Origin of the sequence: Leisingera sp., assembly GCF_034669605.1 — a bacterium.
In the GTDB taxonomy this organism is placed as follows: domain Bacteria; phylum Pseudomonadota; class Alphaproteobacteria; order Rhodobacterales; family Rhodobacteraceae; genus Leisingera.
This window is the reverse complement of record NZ_JAXMOX010000034.1, coordinates 1-21,420: the sequence shown is the minus strand read 5'-3', so window position 1 is coordinate 21,420 and position 21,420 is coordinate 1. Positions and strand designations below refer to the sequence as shown.

Genomic DNA, 21,420 nt, shown 5'->3' with positions numbered 1-21,420 from the left:
GCGTCAACTTTCCCGCTCCGGCCGCCGCAAGACGCAGCCGCGCCGCGCGTCAGCACGGCGCCCGGCCCAAAACTGCAATCTGTCCCGCCAGGGGCTGCTTCAGTTGCGGGAGCCTCCCCTTGCCGCTGGCACCTTGCCCAACCGCGGTCTCTTGCGTATGAAACGCCAGTTTCACACCAAACCCGCCACAAAGGATCCCGCCATGACTCAAGCCCCGCGCGCCGACGACCGCCTGATTGTTGCTATGGATGTTCCCAACGCGCTGGACGGGCTGAAACTGGCTGAACAGCTGGGCGATGCGGTTTCCTTCTACAAGATCGGCCTCGGAATGCTGACCGGCGGCGGGTTGGCGCTGGCCAACGAGCTGAAGCAAGAGCACGGCAAGCGTATCTTCCTCGATATGAAACTGTTCGACATCGGCGCCACCGTGGAAAGTGCGGTGCGCGGCCTGGCCCAGTTCGACCTCGACTTCCTTACCGTGCACGGCGACCCCTATGTAGTGCGCGCTGCCAAGGAAGGAGCCGCAGGCAAGGACCTCAAAATCCTTGCCGTCAGCATCCTCACCTCGCTGGACCGTCAGGACTTGGACGCTGCGCTGATCAAAGAGGGCGCGGTGCAGGATCTGGTGCTGGAACGCGCTGGCAATGCCTTTGCCGCCGGTGCAGACGGCGTGATTGCCAGCCCGCAAGAGGCTGCACTGATCCGCGCCCTGCCCGAGGCGGAAGGCAAGCTGATCGTCACCCCCGGCGTCCGGCCCGCCGGCGCCGACCTCGGTGATCAAAAGCGGGTTGCCACTCCTGCAAGCGCCATTGCCGATGGCGCCGACCACATCGTAGTCGGCCGCCCCATCTGGAAGGCGGACAGCCCCCGCGCCGCAGCTGAAGCCATTCTTGCAGAGCTGGCCAGCCTGCGAGAATAACAGCAATCAGCCACAGCCTGCCTGCACTGTGAACAGTACAGAAACCTTCATGCACAAAAATTAGGCGGAAAAAATCTTCTTCCCTGAGCACAATCTGCCAGTGCGGGCTACGGTTCAAAAGCATAGTGACGCCACGTCAATCGCTTCTATTCAATGAGAAATCCTTCAACGGCGACATAAGCTGCGCCAAATTGCCCTGTGCCTTCAAAAGCACACCTCGAAGCTCCGCGGGCTCTGCCTGCTGCCGCGGACTTTGCGATTTACAGCTGGCTGAGCGATTCTGGTGCCCGAGACACTCCCCAGACGGGCTTTTCTTCCTGAGACCCGTCACCTCCCCCGCTGATCAGCGGGGGATCTTTCTTTCAAGCTTTGAAAACATACTGCACCGCAAGGTAGTCCCGAATCCTGCTGGCAAAATGCGGGCCCGCCAATGAATGCGCGCGTAAGACCTCCGGCGGCATCAGCACCCATCCCCGCCCCTCATCTCCGAACCTCACCCGCGTCCGCCACCTAGCAAGTCCCAATGCCCGGGATAAAGAATATCCGGCGCGTCATCGCGCAGGATGACCAGCAAATCCCGGCCCAGAAACAGGGTCAGTTTCGCACCAGAAAAATCGTCGCTCGCGAATGGCATGACCTGTCACTTGGCGGCAGGCCGCGCTAAAGACAAACCCTCCGCCGCAGGCTAAGCTTGCTCTTCCATTAAGTCAGCCGTTCGACACCGCCATGCATGCCTTTTGCCGAGACTGCCTGAACCAGATCGCCCCTGCCCGGCGCTGCCCGATTTGCGGCAGCCCGCGGATCAAGATGCATGCAGAGCTGTTTTCCCTCACCATTGCCCATATGGATTGCGACGCCTTTTATGCCAGCGTCGAGAAACGCGACAATCCAGAACTGGCCGCTAAACCGGTGATCATCGGCGGCGGCAAGCGCGGCGTGGTCTCCACCGCCTGCTATGTCGCCCGCATACGCGGGGTGCGCTCCGCGATGCCGATGTTCCAGGCGCTCAAGCTTTGCCCCGATGCGGTGGTGGTGAAGCCGCGCATGGATGTCTACGTAGAGGTCAGCCGCGAAATTCGCAAATTAATGAATGAGCTGACCCCCGAGGTGGAGCCGCTGTCGCTGGATGAAGCTTTCATGGACCTTAGCGGCACCGAGAAACTGCATGGTGCGCCACCTGCTGTGATGCTGGCGCGGCTGGTCAGGCGGATGAAGGGCGAATTGGGCGTCACCGGCTCCATCGGCCTTTCCCACAACAAGTTTCTGGCCAAAGTTGCCTCCGATCTCGACAAGCCGCGCGGGTTCTCCGTGATCGGCAAGGCGGAGACTGGTGATTTCCTGCGCGAAAAACCGGTTCGGCTGATCTGGGGCATTGGCCCAGCCGCCCAGGTCAGCCTTGAAAAAGCCGGCATCCGCACTTTCTCGGACCTTTTGCGTTGGGACCGCGAGGCTCTGCACACCCGTTTCGGCTCGATGGGCGACCGGCTCTGGCATCTGGCCCGTGGCCAGGACCGGCGCCGGGTTTCCGCCAATGCGCCCGTTAAATCAATATCCAAGGAAACTACTTTCTATGAAGACACCGCCAGCACAGAAACCCTGGATGGTCACTTGTGGCGGCTTGCGGAACAGGTTTCCGACCGCGCCAAAGCGCGCGAGCTTGCCGGCCGGGTTGTCACACTCAAACTTAAACGCACCAATCATTCGGCGCTGACACGGCGGGTGACACTGCACAGCGCCACCCAGATCGCCGACCGTATTTACCGCACCGCCCGAAACTTGCTGGACCAGGTTGGCGATGAAGGCCCCTACCGGCTGCTGGGCTGCGGCATCTCAGATCTGGTGCCCGAGTCGCTAGCGGACGATACTGGCGACCTGTTAGATCCACAGGCTGGCAAGCGGGCTGATGCGGAACGCGCCACCGATGCCATACGCAAGCGGTTTGGAGAGAGCGCGATTCTGAAAGGCCGCGCGCTGCGCTGAACCGCAGACACCTTCAGTCTACTCCGCTGCCAGCGGCAGCGCGTCTCGCCCGATCGCCGCGATCTCCGAAATCACTTGGCGCAGCAACTGCTGCAGCGGCTCAAAGTTCCCGTTAGGTCGGATATTGGCTTCATCCATATACAGCGCCCGGTCGATTTCAACCTGAACCGCGTGCTGGCGCCGCGACGGGCGGCCATAGGTCTGAGCAATATAAGCGCCGGCAAACGGCGTGTTGCGGGCGACGTTCAGTCCAGCCGCAGCGAAGGCCGCTTCGATCCGGTCCACAACACTGTTGTCGGCTGCTGCGCCGAACCGGTCGCCCAGCACCACCTCGGGCTTGCCGCCCCTGCACGGAACCATGGTGTCGATCGCCTCGTGCGGCATCGAATGGCAATCGACCAGAATCGCCTGTCCGAAATACTGATGCGCCTGCTCCAAAAGTCCTTTCAGCGCCCGATGGTAAGGGTGCCAGCAGCATCTGATCCTCTGTTCTGCCTCTGTCACCGGAAGTTTGCCGCGGTAAATAGCCCGGCCATTGGCCACCACCCGGGGAATCACTCCAAGGCCCGAAGCCACCCGAGGATTCTGACCGCGCGGCTGCACGCCTTCGATCACCGCTGGATCCAGCTCGTCCGGCGACCGGTTCAGGTCCAGGTAGGCACGCGGTTTGACAGCCATCAGCAGCGGCGAGCCGAATTCCGGCGCAGCCTTAAATAGCCGGTCGACAAAGGCATCCTCCGAGCTGCGGATCTCCTGCCGCCCCAGGATCGTCTGTGCCAGAAAGGAATCGGAATAATCCGTACCGCTGTGCGGTGAGGCAAAAACCACGGCGGACGCCAGTTTCTGCGGTGAAATCACGGAAAACGCTGTATCTGGCATCCTTGCTCCGGTGCTTCTTCTGCAAGAAACAGCATAGAGCGGAAATTTCTGCGGTCAAAAGCTCTTGCGCCTGCCGGCGACTCTATTTATAGACCCCCTCACCGGCGCGGCACCCCGCGCCCCTTTCACTTCCAAGGGGCAGGAACGGCGCGCAGGCCAGAGTGGGCGATTAGCTCAGCGGTAGAGCACTTCGTTGACATCGAAGGGGTCACAAGTTCGATCCTTGTATCGCCCACCATCCATTCATTGCCCTGGCTCCGGCCACGGCATCCGCTAACCCAGGCGCTGGTTCGCGCCGCAGACAAGGAGAGAGACCATGAAGGTCAAGAACTCGCTCCGTTCGCTGAAGAACCGGCACCGCGATTGCCGGGTTGTGCGCCGTAAAGGCCGCGTTTACGTGATCAACAAGACCCAGCGCAAGTTCAAAGCGCGCCAGGGTTAAGATCCGACAAAGCGACATGAAGAAAACCGCATCACCCGATGCGGTTTTTTTGCATTCAGCGCCTGCGTTTTCTGGGCGCTCATAGGTGAATGCCCAGAAAACGCAGTTCCCCTGCCGAGGCCAGGCGATTCTTCTCCCCTTCAGGTGTGACACTCCGACTGGCGGGAGGCCCGCCGCTGTCTTTCTCTTCTTATCTCCCTGACACACCCCAGCCGCGGAGCAAACTTTCCGAGTGTTTCAGTCGGAAATTCATTGCATTTTCGGCCGATTTCTTTAATTGACTCTTTCAGTCGGAATAATAGCCACAGAAGAACGGGACACCCTATGCTGAAAGCCTCAACCGTATTGGCCGGCGCCCTAGCCGCTGCCATCGCCTCCTCCGCTGCAGCCGAAGGCGAGCTGAACATCTATTCGTCGCGCCATTATGACACTGACGAACAGCTTTATTCAGATTTCGAAGAGGCCACCGGCATCACCATCAACCGAATCGAAGGCAACGCGGATGAGCTGATCGCGCGGATGAAGGCCGAAGGCGAGAACTCACCCGCCGACATTCTAATCACAGTCGACACTTCGCGCCTGACCCGCGCCAAGAACGCAGGCGTGCTGCAAAGCATCGACAGCGATGCACTGGAAGCCCGCGTGCCAGCCTATCTGCAGGATGAGGACAATCAATGGTTCGGTTTCAGCCAGCGCTCGCGGATCATCTTCTATGACAAGGCCGAAGTGGCAAACCCGCCGCTGACCTATCTGGATCTGGCTGACCCCTCCTACAAAGGCATGATCTGCATCCGCTCTTCCAAGAACACCTACAACCAGACCCTTCTGGCCTCGATCGTGACACATCACGGTGCCGAACAAGCCAAACACTGGGCCAAAGGCGTAGTTGCCAATATGGCCCGCGATCCGCAGGGCGGCGATACTGACCAGATGCGTGGCATCGTCTCGGGCGAATGCGATATCGCAGTGGCCAACACCTATTACTTCGCCCGCTCAATCCGCAAAAACGTCAAGGGCATCTCGGAGAACCGCGATCAGATCGGCTGGCTGTTCCCCTCGCAGAACACTGAGGGCGCGCACATGAACCTGTCCGGAGGCGGCGTGGCCGTGCATGCGCCGAACAAGCAAAACGCCATCGCCTTTCTGGAGTATCTCGCCAGTGATTCCGCCCAAGCGTATTTCTCGGCCGGCAACGACGAATACCCGGCAGTTCCAGGTATTGGCCTCGCCCCGTCGATTGCGGCGCTTGGCCACTTCAAGCCGGATGACGTGAACCTCTCGGAAGTTGCCAAGAACCTCCCCGAAGCTCAGAAGATCTTCAACGACGTCGGCTGGAAGTAGGTCCTGCCGGAAGCACACACGGAAAAGCGCGGCATAGCTCGCGCTTTTTCTGTGACTGCGGCATCTTCCAAGAAGACAATCGCACCCCGCTCGGTGAAAGTTGGAGGCTGGCAGAGCTTTTGCTAGACCCGTTCAAACTACCGGCCTATATGTTCCCGCATCTTGAATTTCAGGGTGGAGCGCATGCGGTTGAGAGCTTTCCGCGCTCTGGGGGAACAGAGCTTATGAACCGGTTGCCGGTAACAATTATCAGCGGCTATCTGGGCGCGGGCAAGACCACCTTGATCAACCGCCTTTTAGCCGAAGATCACGGGCTGAAGCTGACCGTGATCGTGAATGATTCCGGCGCGATCAACATTGATGACGCTTTGATTCAAGAAACCGCCGGCGGCAAGATTGCTCTTACCAATGGCTGCGCCTGCTGCACGATGGGCGATGACCTGTCCGCCGCGTTGCGCGAAGTCCTGAACCGGCGGGACCGGCCGGATCATTTGGTCATCGAAGCCAGCGGTATTTCCGACCCGGTCGCCATCGCCAATTCGGTACTGAATGAAAACGGGCTGAGCTATGGCGGGATCATTACTCTGGTGGATGCGGAAAATGCCGGAACCCTGCTGAGCGACCCACTGATTGCACCGCAGGCCGAGCAGCAAATTCGAGCCGCTGATCTGGTGATCGTCTCCAAATGCGATGACATCAACGAGACGGTCTCCGCCCTGCTGAAAAAGGCCGGCGCCCGCACGCCTACCGTGCTGAATGGATCACCCGTGGCCGAGCTGCTGTTCGACGTGGTGCCGCTGCCCAAAGGTCGCACCGTGACCGCACATCCCGCCTACGCCACTTGGCAGCACCGCAGCAACGATGTGCTGGACCGCCGCGCACTGGGGGACAAGCTGGCAGGCCGGCCCGCCGGGCTTTACCGGATGAAGGGTTTTGTGGTGACAACCGGCGGCGGCTATGAGCTGCACGTGGTGGGCCGCCATGTCGAGGCCAAGCGCTGCGAAGCTGAGGAAACCCTGCTGGTGGGCCTAGGTCCGGCAGGCCGGATATCCCGCGAGGAGATTGAGGCCTGGTGGGTGGCCTAAGCGCCCCGGACCACAAAAAGTCAATTTTTGTTGCTGCTAGCGCTGCCGCCCCACCTGGCGGCAGATCAGAATCACTGGCAGCAGCCCGACCGCCATGATTACCAGCGAGGGCACCGCGGCGCCCTCCAGCCGCTCATCCGCCGCCAGCCGGTGCGCCTGCACTGCCAAAGTGTCAAAGTTAAACGGCCGCATGATCAGCGTAGCCGGCAGTTCCTTCATCACGTCGACAAAGACAATCAGCAGCGCCGTCAGAAGGCTGGGTGTCAGGATCGGCAGATGCACCCGGCGCAGCATCCCCAAGGGCCCCTGCCCCAAGGAACGCGCGGCCGCATCCATGTTGGCATGCATGGTAGCCTGCCCGCCTTCATAAGCCCCCAATGCAGCGGCCATGAACCGCACACCGTAAGCTGCGACCAGCAACCAGATCGACCCGGTCACCAAAAGCCCGGTTCGGATGCCAAACATCTCCCGCATCCAGGCGTCCAGCGCATTGTCAAAGGCGGCAAAGGGCACGATCAGCCCCACCGCAATCACCCCGCCCGGCACCGCATAGCCCAACCGTGCGAAATAGGCCGCGACAGCAGAAACCCGGCCGGGTCGCAAGCGCTGATAGAACCCGAGGCACACCGCAGCGGCCACCGTCAGCACAGCCGCCGCCGCCGCCAAAGTGATTGAATTGGTGGTGAAATCGATATAGCGGCGGCTGAACAGGTTCTGCTCGGAATCAAAGCTCATCAGGAACAGCACCGCCACCGGCAGCAAGAAACCGAGTATCACCGGAACCGCGCAGCAAAAGACAGCAACCGCCGCCTTGATGCCGCCCAGCTCGGCCGGCGGCATCTGATTGTGGTGTTTGCCCGCGTGGTGGTATTTGGCCCGTCCGCGCGTCGACCGCTCTACCACCGCCAGCGTCAGTGCAAATCCCAATAGGCACAGCGCAAGCTGCGCCGCGCCACCGCGGTCGCCGAGCGAAAACCAGCTGGTGTAGATTCCAGTAGCAAAGGTCTGCACCCCGAAGTAGGACACGGTTCCGAAATCCGCGATGGTCTCCATTACTGCCAGGAGCACGCCTGAGGCTATTGCCGGCCGCGCCATCGGCAGACTAACCATCCAGAATGCCGCCCAAGCGTTTTTCCCCAGCGCCCGGGCCGCCAGGAAGGCACTGGAGCTTTGCTGCAGGAAAGCTGCCCGCGCCAGCAGATAGACATAAGGGTAGAGCACCAGAACAAGCATTGCCGCCGCACCGCCGGTAGAGCGGATCTCCGGAAACCAATAGTCGCGCGGCCCCCAACCGGTTACCTCGCGCAGGGTGGATTGCACGATGCCGGGATGGTCAAGAATATGAGTGTAGGCATAGGCCAGCACATAAGCCGGAAACGCCAGCGGCAGCACCAGAGCAACCTCCAGAAACCGCACTCCAGGAAACCGGGTCATCGTCACCAGCCAGGCTGCCCCCGTACCGATTGCAAAAGTCCCCAGCGCCACCAGCGTCACCAATGCCAGCGTGGTCAGAGAGTACCCCGGCAGGACAGTGCTGGCGAGATGGCTGATGGTTTCGGTGCCGCCGAACGCCGCTGCCAGCGCCACCGCCAGCATCGGCAAGACACAGGACAGCGCCACCGCCCAGGCCAGAAAAGCGAACAGCCCGCCGCCGGACTTACCGCCGCGGCGGTGTCCTTTGGGGGAGTAATCTATGGAGTCATTTGCGGCAGTCATGGATCCGGCAGAGTGTTGCACCGCCCTATTACGACTATTCCTGTCAGAAATTCCAGCCGGGAAGCACCCTGCGGGTTTTACGGTCCTCAGAACAACCGGCGGGCGCCGAACTTCGGCGCCCGCCCCGCCGCGACGGCAGGTTCAGTCGTAGGTCCGCTGATCCTCGATCACCAGCCCGTCCTTGGGCAGCGTGCCTGGGGCCACCACCTCAACCCTGCCTTTGAGCTTCAGCACCTCGATCACCGAGCGGGAAAAGGCCGCCTCGTCGCCGTCCGCAGCCTCAATCTGCACTGTCATCGCGTCCATTTCGCCATCTCGGCTGGCAATGACCCGGGCCTTGACGATCTCGTCATGCTTTTCGACCAGCGCCGCCACCTGCTCGGGGCGCACGAACATCCCTTTGATCTTGGTGGTCTGATCAGCCCGGCCCATCCAGCCCTTGATCCGCATATTGGTGCGCCCGCAAGGCGAGATACCCGGCATTACTGCCGAAAGGTCGCCGGTGGCGAAGCGGATCAGCGGATAATCCGGGTTCAGCGTGGTCACCACCACCTCGCCCACCTCGCCCGGTGCCACCGGGTTGCCGGTGCCTGGGGTGACGATCTCAACGATCACATGCTCGTCGGTGATCAGCCCCTCCATCGCCGGGCTTTCATAGGCGATGTTCCCCAGATCGGCGGTGGCGTAGCATTGCAGGCAGCTGATCCCGCGGTCGGCATATTCCTGACGCAGGCTGGGAAACAGTGCGCCGCCTCCCACCGCCGCTTTGGAAAACTTCAGCTCCACCCCCATGGCATCGGCCTTGTCGAGGATCACCTTCAGGTAATCCGGCGTCCCAGCATAGGCCGTGGCGCCGACATCCCGCGCGGCGGTCACCTGCAGCTCGGTCTGGCCGGTGCCGGCGGGCAGCACCGCCGCCCCCACCGCCCGGGCACCGTTCTCAAAGATCATGCCGGCAGGCGTCAAGTGGTAGCCAAAACAGTTCTGCACCACATCGCCTTGACCGATTCCAGCCGCATTCAGGAACCGCCCCATACGCCACCAATCGCCATCCACCCCACCCGGCTCATAGATCGGGCCGGGGCTTTGGAAAATATGGCCGAACCCTGTGGCAGGCTTCACGGTAAAGCCGCCAAAAGGCGGGTTGGCTGCCTGCGCCCGGCTCAGTTCCGACTTGCGCAGCACCGGCAGCGCCGCCAGCGCCTCTGCCGAGTTCACTGCTGCCGGGTCCACCCCGTCCAGCAATTCAGCATATCCAGCGGCGGATTTGGCGCGGGCAATCTGCTCCGGCAGCGTCTTTGCCAGGTCTGCGGAGCGTTCATCGGCACTGCGGGTTTCAAGCATGTCAAAAAAGCTCATCACGTCATCTCCCCGCATCAGCTCAGCCACCTTTTGCGGCGGCGGTAGGACCGCACGTCGCGAAAACTTTTGCGTCCCTCATCCGACATGCCGAGGTAGAATTCCTTCACGTCCGGGTTTTCGCGCAGCTCAGCCGCAGGCCCGTCCATCACCACCCGGCCCGACTCAAGGATATAGCCGTAATGGGCATAGCGCAGGGCGACGTTGGTGTTCTGTTCCGCCAGAAGGAAGGTGACGCCTTCCTTCTCGTTGATCGACTTCACGATCTCAAATATCTGCTCCACCAGCTGCGGTGCCAGCCCCATCGAGGGCTCGTCCAGCAAAATGGTCTCCGGCCGGGACATCAGCGCCCGGCCCATCGCCACCATCTGCTGCTCGCCGCCCGAGGTATAGCCGGCCTGGCTCTTTCGCCGCTCCTTCAGGCGTGGGAAATAGTGATAGACCATCTCCAAGTCGTCCTGAATCTTCGCCCCGCTGTCTGAGCGGGTATAGGCGCCCGTCAGCAGGTTTTCCTCCACCGTCAGATGCTCAAAGCAATGACGGCCTTCCATCACCTGAATGACACCCTTCTTCACCAGCTCCGCCGGGTCCTGCTCATGCACATGCGCGCCGCGGTACTTGATAGAGCCTTTGGTCACCTCGCCGCGCTCTGAATGCAGCAGGTTCGACACCGCTTTCAGCGTCGTGGTCTTGCCCGCCCCGTTGCCGCCCAGCAGCGCGGTGATGCCGCCCTTCGGCACATGCAGGCTTACGCCTTTCAGAACGAGGATCACGTGATTGTAGATCACCTCGATATTGTTGACCTCTAGCAGGGTCTCGGCCTGCACCTCGGCGGTGTTCGCTGCATCCAGCATCAAAGCGTGTCCTCATGCCTGTCCCGGACCTGAACCGGGACCCTGTTGAGTGGCGCGGCGGTTCTCCGCCGCGCCGGTTGTTCCCAGCCCCTGAAAGACAGGGCCGGCCATAGCCCTTAGTTGCAGCGGGGCTCGATATTGTTTTCAGCCGCATAGGCGCCTGAATCTTCTTCAACCAGCTTGCCGATTACTTCGGTATCGGATGGTTTGAAGTCCGAGATCAGTGACCAGGTTTTGCTCTCCGCATCCCACTGGGTCACCCCCACCAGGCCGGGGCCGCCGTGGTTGTCGCAGGACACGTTGAAGGCCGGGCCGAAGTTCGGCATCCCCAACGCAGCCATCTTGGCTTCGTCGATTACCAGCGCTTCCATGCCGTCCCGCATCATCGCAGCGTCGATATCCGCAGTACCATGGATTTCCTGCGCAGTTTTGGCGGCCTCGGCTGCCAGCATCGCCGCATACATGCCGCGGTTATACAGGACGTTGCCAACCTGATCGCCGGCACCTGCAGCCTTGCCCGCATCCACGACATACTTCTGAATGTCGTCGAACACCGGAAAGTTGCGGCCCACGTTGTGAAAGGTCACAGCTTTGTAACCATCGGCCTTGTCGCCCGCGGGCATTACGTCATGTTCCGCACCGGACCACCAAACGCCGATGAAGTTCTCCATCGGGAAACGGATGTTGGCGGCTTCCTGGATCGCCACCTGGTTCATTACACCCCAGCCCCACATCACGACATTGTCGGGACGCTCGCGGCGGATTTGCAGCCATTGCGATTTCTGCTCCTGGCCCGGGTGGTCCACCGGCAGGGTAACCAGCTCAAAGCCATGTTTCTTCGACAGTTCCTCCAGCGTGCGGATCGGCTCCTTGCCATAGGCGGAGTTGTGATAGACCAAAGCGATCTTCTTGCCGCTCAGATCACCGCCGTTTTCCTCCAACAAATAGCTGATCACCCCTGAGGCACCGTTCCAGTAGTTCGCCGGATAATTGAACACATGGCTGAACACTTCGCCATTTGCAGCCGAGGTACGGCCGTAACCCATGGTGTGCAGCGGGATATTGTCAGCCGTCACCTTGGGGATCAGCTGGTAGGTGATGCCGGTGGACAGCGGTTGATAGATCAGTGCGCCCTGACCCTTGGTGGATTCATAGCATTCCACACCTTTTTCGGTGTTATAGCCGGTTTCGCATTCAATCACTTTGGCCGGCACGCCGCCGATGCCGCCATCGCGTTCATTCAGCAGGGTGAAATAGTCGTTGTAGCCGTCCGAAAACGGAATACCGCCAGCGGCATAAGGCCCGGTCCGATAGCTGAGATCCGGGAACACCAGGTCCGCCATTGCCGGACCGGCTGCCATCGCGGTGCCCAGCACCAGTGTGGTCAGTGTCTTTTTCATCGGCTTAAATCCTCCCTTTGGTCTTATCCGATGGTTTTCTAAAACGGGGGTGGTCTTGCCCTTCTCCCCGCCAGCGTTTGTACCGCCCCGCATCAATGCGGGAAGGGCCAGAGTCTCAGTTTCTCCTTGGCGACGCGCCACAGCTGCGCCATCCCGTGCGGCTCTGCGATCAGGAAAACGATGATCAGCGCCCCCACGATCACCAGCTGGAAATGCGCCACAATGTCAGTGGGCCAGTTCAGCAGGTCCACGCCCACCACCTTCAGGATCACCGGCAACAGCACCAGGAAGGCCGCGCCGGCGAAAGAGCCGAAGATCGAGCCCAGCCCCCCGATGATCACCATGAACAGCACCAGGAATGACTTGCTGATGCCGAACGCCTCGCCGACCTCAACCGCGCCCAGGTACACCGCAAAGAACAAGGCGCCGGAGATGCCGATGAAGAAGCCGGAGACGGCAAAGGCGGTCAGCTTGGCTTTCAGCGGGTTCACCCCGATGATCTCCGCCGCGATATCCATGTCCCGAATTGCCATCCAGCTTCGGCCAACGGTGCCGCGGGTCAGGTTGCGGGCAACCAGCGCGCAGAACGCCAGGAAGATCAGGCAGAAAAGATATGTGGCCCAGGCCGGTGCATTGGGGCCGGTGATCAAAATGCCAAAAGTATCCCGCTCTGGCGCGTTAATCTGCCCCGAAGCCGAATAGTTGTAGAACCAAGGCACCCGGTTGAACAGCCAGACCAGAAAGAACTGCGCCGCCAGCGTCGCCACCGCCAGGTAGAAGCCCTTGATGCGCAATGACGGCAGGCCGAAGGCAACACAGACCACTGCAGTAATGCCGCCTGCCAGCAGCACATGGATGAACATGCTGACCTCGGGAAAGGCAGTCATCAGCTTGTAGCAGGCGTAAGCCCCCACCGCCATGAACCCGCCGGTGCCCAAGGAGACCTGCCCGCAGTAACCCACTAGGATGTTCAGCCCGATTGCAGCGATCGAATAGATCAGGAATGGCAGCAGGATCGCATTGGCCCAGTAGTCGTTGATCAGGAAGGGGATGATGCCAAAGGCCACCGCCAGCACCGCGTAATAGCGGACACGGTCGAATTTGATCGGGAAGGTCTGGCTGTCATCGGCATAGGAGGTTTTGAAGTCTCCGGCTTCACGGTAGAACATGTCTCAGATGCTCCCTTTCTGTTGCAAACGGGGCCCGGTCCGGGTGTTTGTCTTGAATGTTTCAGCAGAGGCAGTCATTCGATCTGCCCCCATTGTGCCTGCGCCGCGTCGCGCTGCGCGCGGGTCATCCGGTTCGATGGTTTGGCATAACCGCTCTGCTCGCTGCCGCGCACCAGCCGCAAATAGGCGATGATCCCGGTGATCAGCCCCGCAGAAGCCAGCAGCGCAGCGGTCACGATCTGGGTTTCTGTAAACCCCTCCGCAGTCAGCGCCAGAAACCCAAATGCCCAAAATCCCGCCCAGGCGATCACGTTGATTATGGCAACCGCCTTGCTCATGCCGCACCGCCGGCGTTAACCAGTTTGTCAGAAATCCGTGCTTGGCCACATTTTGCCCATTTCTTTCTGCCACCCTTTGCTTGGGTAAAGTGAGTGGGATCAATGACCGCGATTTTCGAGGAAATCCGGCGGCTGGAGGCCGCGCGGAAGAAGGGTGATATAACTGCTGCCGCATTTGCAGAGGCCAAGGGCCGGCTGCTGGAAACGGTGGAAGACGCAACCGTGCTGCCGCCGTTCGAGCCGGCACCGCAACCGCGGCGGAGTGCCAGTGCCGCTCCGGGTCCTTGGGGGCTGATGCTGATGGGGCTTTGCGGTGCAGGGCTGCTGACATTTTTGACCGGGCGATTGATCGGTGACCTGACCATTGCCTTCACGCTGGTTGCCACAGTATTCGCCGCCATCGTCATCGCCGCCTTCCGCAAGCTGGAAGGCTGAGCAGGCAGGGAGCAGATCATATGAGCGTTAAACCCGTTCAATGATCTTCTCCCCGAACAGGCCCTGCGGGCGGAACACCAGGAAGATCAGCGCCAGCACATAGGCGAACCAGTTCTCGGTGGCACCGCCGACCATCGGGCCGATGGCGAATTCGAACAGCTTCTCGCCGACACCGATGATCAACCCGCCCACAATGGCGCCCGGGATCGAGGTGAAGCCGCCCAGCATCAGAACCGGCAGCGCCTTCAGAGCGATCAGCGACAGTGAGAACTGAACGCCGGACTTGGTGCCCCAGACGATGCCTGCTACCAGTGCCACGAAACCGGCGATTGACCAAACCAGCACCCAGATGAAGTTCAGCGAAATGCCGACCGACAGCGCCGCTTGGTGATCATCCGCAACCGCGCGCATCGCCCGGCCCTGCTTGGTGTACTGGGCAAAGCAAACCAGCCCGGCCACCAGCAGAGCGGCAATCACCGTCGCAACAATGTCCAGATTGTCGATAAAGAAGCCGTAGCCGAAGATGTTGAAGGTGACCTCGTCGAGCCACAGGTTGATCCCCTGCGGCAGGCCCACGTCCAGCGCCTTGATCTCGGAGCCCCACATCAGGTCGGCAACTCCTTCGAGGAAATAGGCAAGCCCAATAGTGGCCATGAACAGGATGATCGGTTCCTGCCCGACCAGATGCTTCATCACCAGCACTTGCACCAGCCAGGCCAGCAGCACCATCACCGCAACCGTCAGCGCAATTGCCAGCACGCCGGGCACGTTCCAGCCGAAATGGGTGATATGGCCGCCAAAGACCGCATTGATTACATGCGAGAACGGCACCTGCCCCTGCATGATCCCCACCAGCGTCATCGCCGCAAACAGCGCCATCACACCCTGGGCATAGTTGAAGATACCGGAGGCCTTGTAGATCAGGACAAACCCCAGCGCGACCAGCGCATAAAGCACGCCTGCCATCAGGCCGTTCAGCGTCACTTCCATCGCAAAGACGAGTTGTTCGGGCATTAGAGGCTCTCCTCGGAGTTCTGCGCTGCGGCGGTGCACAGGGGGTGCACAGGGGGTGTACGGGTGTCACCCCGCCGGAGCCGGGTGTTGCTGCATTGCAACTCAGTCATGGCTGACCCCCAGATAGGCGTCGATCACATCCTGGTTATTGCGCACCTCGTCGGGGGTGCCGTCGCCGATCTTCTTGCCGTAATCCATCACCACGACCCGGTCGCTGAGATCCATCACCACGCCCATGTCGTGTTCGATCAGGGCGATGGTGGTGCCGAATTCGTCGTTCACGTCCAGGATGAAGCGGGACATGTCCTCTTTCTCTTCGACGTTCATGCCGGCCATCGGCTCATCCAGCAGCAACAGCTTTGGCTCTGCCGCCAGCGCTCGGGCCAGCTCAACCCGCTTCTTCAGACCATAGGGCAACCGCGCGACCGGCGTCTTGCGGATATGCTGGATCTCCAGAAAGTCGATCACCCGCTCCACAACTTCGCGGTTTTCGGTCTCTTCCCGCTCGGCCTTCCCCTTCCACAGAGCCTGTGCAAAAAGACCTGTTTTCATATAGTTAAGGCGACCTGTCATAACGTTATCCAAAACACTCATGCCTTCAAACAGCGCGATGTTCTGAAAGGTGCGGGCGATACCCTGACGGGCCACCTCATAAGGGCGCATCGGCGGGCGCTTCTTGCCGTGAAACAGCACCTCGCCTTCCTGCGGCACGTAAAAGCCCGAAATCACGTTCAGCATAGAAGACTTGCCAGCACCATTAGGGCCGATAATTGCGCGGATTTCGCCCTCGCGGATGTCAAAGGAGATATCCTTGATCGCCACCACGCCGCCAAAGCGCAGGGTGATGTTTTTCATTTCCATCACCACACCGCCGATGGTGCGGCCGTCTTCGGTGACATAGCTTAAGGAATTGTCAAGCATAACAACGGCCTCCCTTTTTTTGCCACATAGAAATTTTAAGATATCCGTGCGATACTTGAAGAAAACGAGCAGCAAGGAGATCGAAGTTATGTTTGGCGAACTTGAGCATTCCTGCCTTTTGACAATGGCCATTGAATGCAAGCAGATGGGCCTGTCGCAATCCGAAAGCCTGGCCTCCATTCTCAAACAGACCCACGGGTTCAGCTCCACTTTCAAAATTCAACAGGTGGTCCACACGGCCTTCAACCCTGGACTCAATCCTGACCTGATCTGAGACCACCCGGACCTGCTGGGCACAGGGCGGGAAAGTATTCGGGCGCATGTGCATCATTCCGCGGCCACCTGGTGAATTGCCGCCGGCTTTACATCCGCATCGACAATTGTCAGCGTTGCGCTGATGGAGCCCTTGCGGCCATCCTCATAGGTCACTTCCGTAACTGTTGAGACCTGTTCCGAGCCGTTGTACAGCGCGGTGATTATATCGTCGAACTTCTCCTCAACGATTCGGCGGCGCACTTTACGAGTGCGGGTCATTTCGCCGTCATCCGCATCCAATTCCTTGTGCAGAACCACAAAGCGGTGAATCTGGCAGCCCGACAGCATCGGATCCTCAGCCACCGACTGGTTCACCGCCCCCACATGCCCGCGGATGCTTTCCAGAACCTTCGGATGACCGGCCAGTTCCTGATAGGAGGCATAGGCGATATTATTGCGTTCTGCCCAGTTGCCCACTGCCGTCAGGTCGATGTTGATAAAAGCAACGCAGCGGTCTCTGCCGTTGCCGAACAGTACTGCTTCCAGAATATCCGGATAAAATTTCAGCTTGTTTTCTACATACTTGGGCGCAAACATCGCACCGTCGGCCATCTTGCCAACGTCCTTGGCACGGTCGATGATCCGCAGATGCCCTGACCCTTCCTCAAAGAAGCCGGCATCACCTGTGGCCACCCAGCCTTCGGCATCCTTGGTCGAGGCGGTGGACTCCGGGTTTTTGAAATACTCCACAAAAGTGCCCGGCGAACGGTAGAATATCTCGCCGTTATCGCCGATCTTGATCTCTACTTCCGGGGCCGGCACGCCCACGGTATCAGCCCGCACTTCGCCATCCGGCTGCACGGTGATGAACACGGTGGCTTCGGTCTGGCCGTAAAGCTGTTTCAGATTGATACCCAGCGAGCGGTAGAAATCAAAGATCTCCGGCCCGATCGCCTCCCCCGCCGTGTACCCCACGCGGATACGGCCATAGCCCAGCGTATCCTTCAGCGGCCCGTAAACCAGCAGATCGCCCAGCGCGTATTTCAGCCGGTCGATCAGACCCACCGGTTTGCCGTCCAGAATGTCGCCGCCGACCTTCTTCGCATGGGCCAGGAAATGATGGAACATCTTGCGCTTCAGCGCGCTTGCATCCTCCATCCGGATCATCACATTGGTCAGCTGGCCCTCGAACACGCGGGGCGGCGCGAAGAAATAGGTCGGACCGATCTCGCGCAGGTCGGTCATCATGGTGTCGGCGCTTTCCGGGCAGTTGACACAGAAGCCGCACCAATAGGCCTGGCCGATCGAGAAGATGAAATCCCCCACCCAGGCCATCGGCAGGTAGGACAGGATGTTTTCGCCCTGGGTCAGCCGGTCGAACTCGGCCGAGTTCTTGGCACTTTGGATCACGTTGCGGTTCGACAGCACCACGCCCTTGGGCTTGCCGGTGGTGCCGGAAGTGTACAACATCACACAAGTGCTGTCGTACGTCAGCTTGGCCTGGCGCGCCTGCAGCTCGCTGGCCAGTTCGTCACGCGCCGAGCGGCCCTGATCCTGAATATGGCTGAACTGATGCAACTGCGTGTGGTCGTATTTCCGCATCCCGCGCGGATCAAGATAGATCATATGCTCAAATTGTTGCAGCTGATCCTGGATCTCGATCACCTTGTCTGCCTGCTCCTGATCACCCACAATCACAAAGCGCGCACCGCAGTGACCCAGCACATAGGCCATCTCCTCAGCCACCGCATCCTGATAGAGCGGCACTGGAACAGCTCCAACGGCTTGCGCGGCGACCATCGACCAGTAGAGATAGGGGCGGTTCCGGCCGATGATGGCAACGAAATCGCCCTCGTTCACGCCAAGGTTGATGAAGCCCAGCGCCAGTGCCTCGATTTCCTTTGCCGTTTCGGCCCAGGTCCAGCATTGCCAAATGCCGAATTCCTTTTCCCGATAGGCCGGTGCACTTGCGAATTGCGCCGCATTGCGTTGAAGCAGCGCCGGCAGGGATAGTTTCCCTTCGGCGCCCATCTGCATCTGAGCCAACTTTTTTTCCTCCCTTTCCGGCTTTACTACCGGACCGACCGCTGGCCGCGGTTCTGCCCCGATTAGGGTCAACGACATGCTAGCCAGTCAACTTTTTCCTGAAGTTTTCCCAAATCTTACGAATTGTAACAGCCATCTCCTCCCTGTTTCACAGGCCAACGCACAAGGTGCCGTGGATCCGGACACAGAAAACCCTGCAGCAATTGCTGCGGCGCCATCGCAAAGCCCGCCGGATGCGCATGAATCGGCCGGAATCCGCTTCAAACGCAGCGGCCAGCCTCGCCAAATTCCGCATCTAATGCGCCATCTGCTGAATGCTGCGTCCGGCAATCAAAAGACAATTGGCGGCATTACACGGCGGTACGGTCTCCTCCCGCGGCCGAATAGCAATTTGCCCCGCTACCGCCGCGGTGCTAGCCATGAAGCGGGGAGAACCATGAACCGAACAAGCAAGCCGCACGCCGCCATGACCACCGCCGGGCTGAACCTGATCGCCCAGGCTCTGTCGATCTATGACAACGATTTGCGGCTCGCCGTCTGCAATCGCCGTTTCCAGGAAATGTTCAACCTGCCGGAGCGCTTGGTGCAACCCGGCGCCGCCTTTGCCGAGACAATCCGCTTCCTGGCTGAAAACGGGGAATACGCGCCGGAAACGGATATCGAAGCGATCGTGCAAAGCCGGGTCGAGCAGGCTCTGGACTTCGTGCCCCACTACTTGGAGCGCGAACGCCCCAACGGGCAGATGATCTCCATCGAAGGCTCGCCGCTGCCACAGGGCGGTTGGGTCACGGTCTATACCGATATCACCCGCACCAAACAGGCCGAGCAGCTGCTGCGCTCCCGGTCGGAGGAACTGTCCGAGAAGCTGATCACCCATACCGAGGAGCTGTCTGCCGCCAACCGCCAGCTGGAGGCCACGAATACTGCGCTGGAAGAGGCCAAGCGCCAGCTGACAGAGATCGAAGGCCGTACCCGGCTCACGACGGAAATGATGCCCGCCCATATCGCCCACGTCGATGCGGACGGCTTTTACACCTATACCAACCGCCGTCTCAGCTCGGTGTTTCCCAGCCGCCCCTCTGACATCCTCGGTATGCATATTGCAGACGCACTGGGGGAGACTGCCTTTGAGCGGATCGAGCCGCATCTGCTGGCCGCTTACAAAGGTGGCAGCCCAGTTTTCGAATTTACTGAAAGCCACGGCAGCCGCCGCATTCGGGTGGCCTTCACCCCGGACCAGTGCGGCGGTGTCTATATCCTGTCGATGGATGTGACTGAAGAAACCCAGGCCCGGGTTGCCCTGCAGCAAGCTCGCCGCCGCGAGATGGCGGCGCAGATGACCAGCGGCCTGGCACATGACTTCTCCAACCTTCTGACTATAATTCTCGGGATGCAGAGCAAGCTGGAGAAAATGGGGCTGAGCAGCGAGGCAACCGAACTGGTTCAAGGCACGCTTTCCGCCGCAAAGCGCGGCGGCCGGCTGCTCCACCGGATCGCCGAAATGACCAGCCAACGCACCTTGCGCCCTCAAGCCGCCGACATGCACACGCTGCTGGGTGAATTGAAAATCCTCGCCTCTCCCTCACTGCCCCAGGGTATTGGGCTAAGTATCCTTGATAACATGCCGGACGAGGTGCTGCTTCTGGATAGCGGCAAACTGCAGGATGCGCTTTTAAACTTGATCCTGAACGCTCGCGACGCCTGTGGAACCTCGGGCCAGATAACTGTCAGCGCACATACTGTCGGGCGGACCTGGGTGGAAATCACGGTGACCGACACCGGACCGGGCTTTTCTCCCGAAGCGCTGGACCACGCGTTGAATCCTTTCTTCACCACCAAAGGCAGTGAGGGCTCCGGCCTTGGCCTGCCAATGGTCTACGACATGGCCAAACTGGCGGGCGGCGACATGCGGATCGGCAACACCCAAACCGGCGCTTCGGTTACCCTGCGCCTGCCCTACCGGTTGGCACCGGATGCCAAGGGCGGCATGGCCCTGCTGGTCGAGGATAGCGAAGAACTACGCACCGCATTCCGCGATATGCTGATCGATCTTGGCTACACTGTCATAGAAGCAGCCAGCGTAGATGAGGCCAGTGCGCTCACCGCCGATTTGCCGGACATCGCGCTGGTGCTGACAGATATCAAGCTGAAGGGCACGGCCACCGGTATCGACCTGGCCACCCGGCTGGACGGCTCAAACCTGCCCTGCATTCTGATGACGTCCCTTCCCGTCAGCGACCCATTGTTCCGCAAGGCCTTGAAATGCGGCCCGGTTTTGCGCAAACCCTTTACCACGCACCAGTTGTCCGCGCTGATTAAACCGGAGCCCGCCGCATGACATCGCCCTTGGTCACCATCCTGGATGACGAGCCGGAGATCCGCCGGATCCTGACCGACACGCTGGAGGACGCAGGCTTCCGCACCCAAAGCTTTGCCCGCGCGCGCGAATTCGAGGCGGCCCTCAACCGGATGACACCCGACGTTTGCCTGGTTGATCTGTCGCTGCCTGACACCGACGGGCTGGCGCTTGTGCACCGGCTGGCTTTGGAACAAGGCGCGGCAGTCATTATCATCTCCGGCCGCGCCCAGGTGCAGGACCGGGTCACGGGGCTGGAGCTGGGCGCAGATGATTACATCACAAAGCCATTTGATCCGGCCGAAGTGGTCGCCCGTGTTCGCGCCCGGCTGCGCGGCGGCCCCCGCCTTGCAGCTGCCGTCAGCGACACTGCGCGTTTCTCCGGCTGGACCGCGCATTTCGACCGCTACGTGCTTGAGGATGACGCAGGCAGTGAAACGCCGTTTTCCCATGCCGAGGGCGAAGTGCTGCGGTTGTTCCTCGACAGCCCCAAGCGGCTGATTTCGCGCGCTCAGATGCAGGAATCGCTTGGCGGCGCGGCCGGCGAAAGCTTTGACCGGGCCATGGATGTGCGCGTCTCCCGTCTGCGCACCAAGCTGCGTGAAGACCCCAAAAACCCGCGTCTGATCAAGACGATTTATGGCGCGGGTTACATCTTTCTGGGCGATGTGGACTGGGGCTGACCCCGCTCCGCCAGAAGACCGAACTGTCCGCGCTACACTCATGCTTTCATGTAAGCCTAAAGAAAGACAACGCAGCTGTAGCATTTTGCCGCCTTTTCCGGACTGTGACTGGCGCCGGCCTGGCTGTGCGCTGCGTCGTCTACGCGATTGGCATTCCGGTTTTGCGCTGGTTGGTGTTCTCCGTGGCAGCGCAGTTTTCCGCACTCTTGGGATTCGCGCTCCGCGGCC

General features: G+C 60.4%; 20 protein-coding genes and 1 tRNA gene. 10 read left to right on the top strand and 11 right to left on the bottom strand.

Annotated elements, in window-relative coordinates:
• Window positions 1-202 precede the first annotated feature (202 nt).
• Window positions 203-919, top strand: coding sequence for an orotidine-5'-phosphate decarboxylase (pyrF, locus tag VOI29_RS06380; protein ID WP_323776900.1), 717 nt, complete (start codon window positions 203-205; stop codon window positions 917-919).
• Window positions 920-1,412: 493 nt separating this feature from the next.
• Here pyrF and VOI29_RS06375 read toward each other — a convergent pair whose 3' ends face one another.
• Window positions 1,413-1,553 (bottom strand): hypothetical protein, encoded by a 141-nt coding sequence (locus VOI29_RS06375; RefSeq protein ID WP_323776898.1) that lies wholly within the window; start codon window positions 1,551-1,553, stop codon window positions 1,413-1,415.
• Between the two features lie 92 nt (window positions 1,554-1,645).
• Here VOI29_RS06375 and VOI29_RS06370 point away from each other — a divergent pair, with 92 nt between their 5' ends.
• Window positions 1,646-2,899 (top strand): DNA polymerase IV, encoded by a 1,254-nt coding sequence (locus VOI29_RS06370; RefSeq protein ID WP_323776896.1) that lies wholly within the window; start codon window positions 1,646-1,648, stop codon window positions 2,897-2,899.
• Window positions 2,900-2,917: 18 nt separating this feature from the next.
• Here VOI29_RS06370 and VOI29_RS06365 read toward each other — a convergent pair whose 3' ends face one another.
• Complete coding sequence (locus VOI29_RS06365; protein ID WP_323776894.1) at window positions 2,918-3,778, bottom strand: N-formylglutamate amidohydrolase; 861 nt, start codon at window positions 3,776-3,778, stop codon at window positions 2,918-2,920.
• A gap of 163 nt (window positions 3,779-3,941) precedes the next feature.
• On the opposite strand from VOI29_RS06365, the gene VOI29_RS06360 reads away from it, so the two are divergent.
• The 4 genes from VOI29_RS06360 (at window position 3,942) to VOI29_RS06345 (ending at window position 6,646) form a co-directional block, all read left to right on the top strand.
• Window positions 3,942-4,016 (top strand) — tRNA-Val (locus VOI29_RS06360).
• A gap of 78 nt (window positions 4,017-4,094) precedes the next feature.
• Entirely contained in the window at window positions 4,095-4,220 is a 126-nt protein-coding gene (ykgO, locus tag VOI29_RS06355; RefSeq protein WP_005648635.1) for a type B 50S ribosomal protein L36, read from the top strand.
• Window positions 4,221-4,544: 324 nt separating this feature from the next.
• A complete protein-coding gene (locus VOI29_RS06350; RefSeq protein WP_323776880.1) occupies window positions 4,545-5,561 on the top strand; it encodes a Fe(3+) ABC transporter substrate-binding protein in 1,017 nt (338 codons plus the stop codon).
• 224 nt (window positions 5,562-5,785) lie between these two features.
• Window positions 5,786-6,646, top strand: coding sequence for a GTP-binding protein (locus VOI29_RS06345; RefSeq protein WP_323776878.1), 861 nt, complete (start codon window positions 5,786-5,788; stop codon window positions 6,644-6,646).
• Between the two features lie 36 nt (window positions 6,647-6,682).
• Here VOI29_RS06345 and VOI29_RS06340 read toward each other — a convergent pair whose 3' ends face one another.
• The 6 genes from VOI29_RS06340 to VOI29_RS06315 form a co-directional block, all read right to left on the bottom strand.
• Window positions 6,683-8,362 carry an iron ABC transporter permease gene (locus VOI29_RS06340; RefSeq protein ID WP_323776876.1) on the bottom strand — a complete coding sequence of 560 codons (1,680 nt, stop codon included), beginning with the start codon at window positions 8,360-8,362 and terminating at the stop codon, window positions 6,683-6,685.
• 141 nt (window positions 8,363-8,503) lie between these two features.
• Entirely contained in the window at window positions 8,504-9,721 is a 1,218-nt protein-coding gene (locus VOI29_RS06335; RefSeq protein WP_323776874.1) for a phenylacetate--CoA ligase family protein, read from the bottom strand.
• Between the two features lie 17 nt (window positions 9,722-9,738).
• On the bottom strand, window positions 9,739-10,575 hold the full coding sequence (locus VOI29_RS06330; protein WP_323776873.1) for an ABC transporter ATP-binding protein: 837 nt from the start codon (window positions 10,573-10,575) through the stop codon (window positions 9,739-9,741).
• Window positions 10,576-10,691: 116 nt separating this feature from the next.
• On the bottom strand, window positions 10,692-11,975 hold the full coding sequence (locus VOI29_RS06325) for an ABC transporter substrate-binding protein (protein WP_323776872.1): 1,284 nt from the start codon (window positions 11,973-11,975) through the stop codon (window positions 10,692-10,694).
• A 92-nt stretch (window positions 11,976-12,067) separates the two neighbouring features.
• On the bottom strand, window positions 12,068-13,144 hold the full coding sequence (locus tag VOI29_RS06320) for a branched-chain amino acid ABC transporter permease (protein ID WP_024088394.1): 1,077 nt from the start codon (window positions 13,142-13,144) through the stop codon (window positions 12,068-12,070).
• 74 nt (window positions 13,145-13,218) lie between these two features.
• A complete protein-coding gene (locus tag VOI29_RS06315) occupies window positions 13,219-13,482 on the bottom strand; it encodes a hypothetical protein (protein WP_323776871.1) in 264 nt (87 codons plus the stop codon).
• 102 nt (window positions 13,483-13,584) lie between these two features.
• Between VOI29_RS06315 and VOI29_RS06310 the strand changes: the two genes are divergently transcribed.
• Window positions 13,585-13,917, top strand: coding sequence for an SHOCT domain-containing protein (locus tag VOI29_RS06310; RefSeq protein ID WP_323776870.1), 333 nt, complete (start codon window positions 13,585-13,587; stop codon window positions 13,915-13,917).
• 27 nt (window positions 13,918-13,944) lie between these two features.
• Here VOI29_RS06310 and VOI29_RS06305 read toward each other — a convergent pair whose 3' ends face one another.
• Window positions 13,945-14,931, bottom strand: coding sequence for a branched-chain amino acid ABC transporter permease (locus VOI29_RS06305; RefSeq protein ID WP_323776869.1), 987 nt, complete (start codon window positions 14,929-14,931; stop codon window positions 13,945-13,947).
• A 102-nt stretch (window positions 14,932-15,033) separates the two neighbouring features.
• Window positions 15,034-15,852: an ABC transporter ATP-binding protein gene (locus tag VOI29_RS06300; protein ID WP_323776867.1), complete on the bottom strand. Its 819-nt coding sequence runs from the start codon at window positions 15,850-15,852 to the stop codon at window positions 15,034-15,036.
• Window positions 15,853-15,940: 88 nt separating this feature from the next.
• On the opposite strand from VOI29_RS06300, the gene VOI29_RS06295 reads away from it, so the two are divergent.
• Entirely contained in the window at window positions 15,941-16,126 is a 186-nt protein-coding gene (locus VOI29_RS06295) for a hypothetical protein (protein WP_024088389.1), read from the top strand.
• Between the two features lie 53 nt (window positions 16,127-16,179).
• Here the strand turns inward: VOI29_RS06295 and VOI29_RS06290 are convergent, their stop codons facing one another.
• On the bottom strand, window positions 16,180-18,144 hold the full coding sequence (locus VOI29_RS06290; protein WP_323776913.1) for an AMP-binding protein: 1,965 nt from the start codon (window positions 18,142-18,144) through the stop codon (window positions 16,180-16,182).
• A 445-nt stretch (window positions 18,145-18,589) separates the two neighbouring features.
• Here VOI29_RS06290 and VOI29_RS06285 point away from each other — a divergent pair, with 445 nt between their 5' ends.
• On the top strand, window positions 18,590-20,491 hold the full coding sequence (locus VOI29_RS06285; protein ID WP_323776865.1) for a PAS-domain containing protein: 1,902 nt from the start codon (window positions 18,590-18,592) through the stop codon (window positions 20,489-20,491).
• Window positions 20,488-21,192 carry a response regulator transcription factor gene (locus tag VOI29_RS06280; protein ID WP_323776863.1) on the top strand — a complete coding sequence of 235 codons (705 nt, stop codon included), beginning with the start codon at window positions 20,488-20,490 and terminating at the stop codon, window positions 21,190-21,192. Before VOI29_RS06285 ends, VOI29_RS06280 begins: the two co-directional genes overlap by 4 nt.
• Window positions 21,193-21,420: the final 228 nt, after the last annotated feature.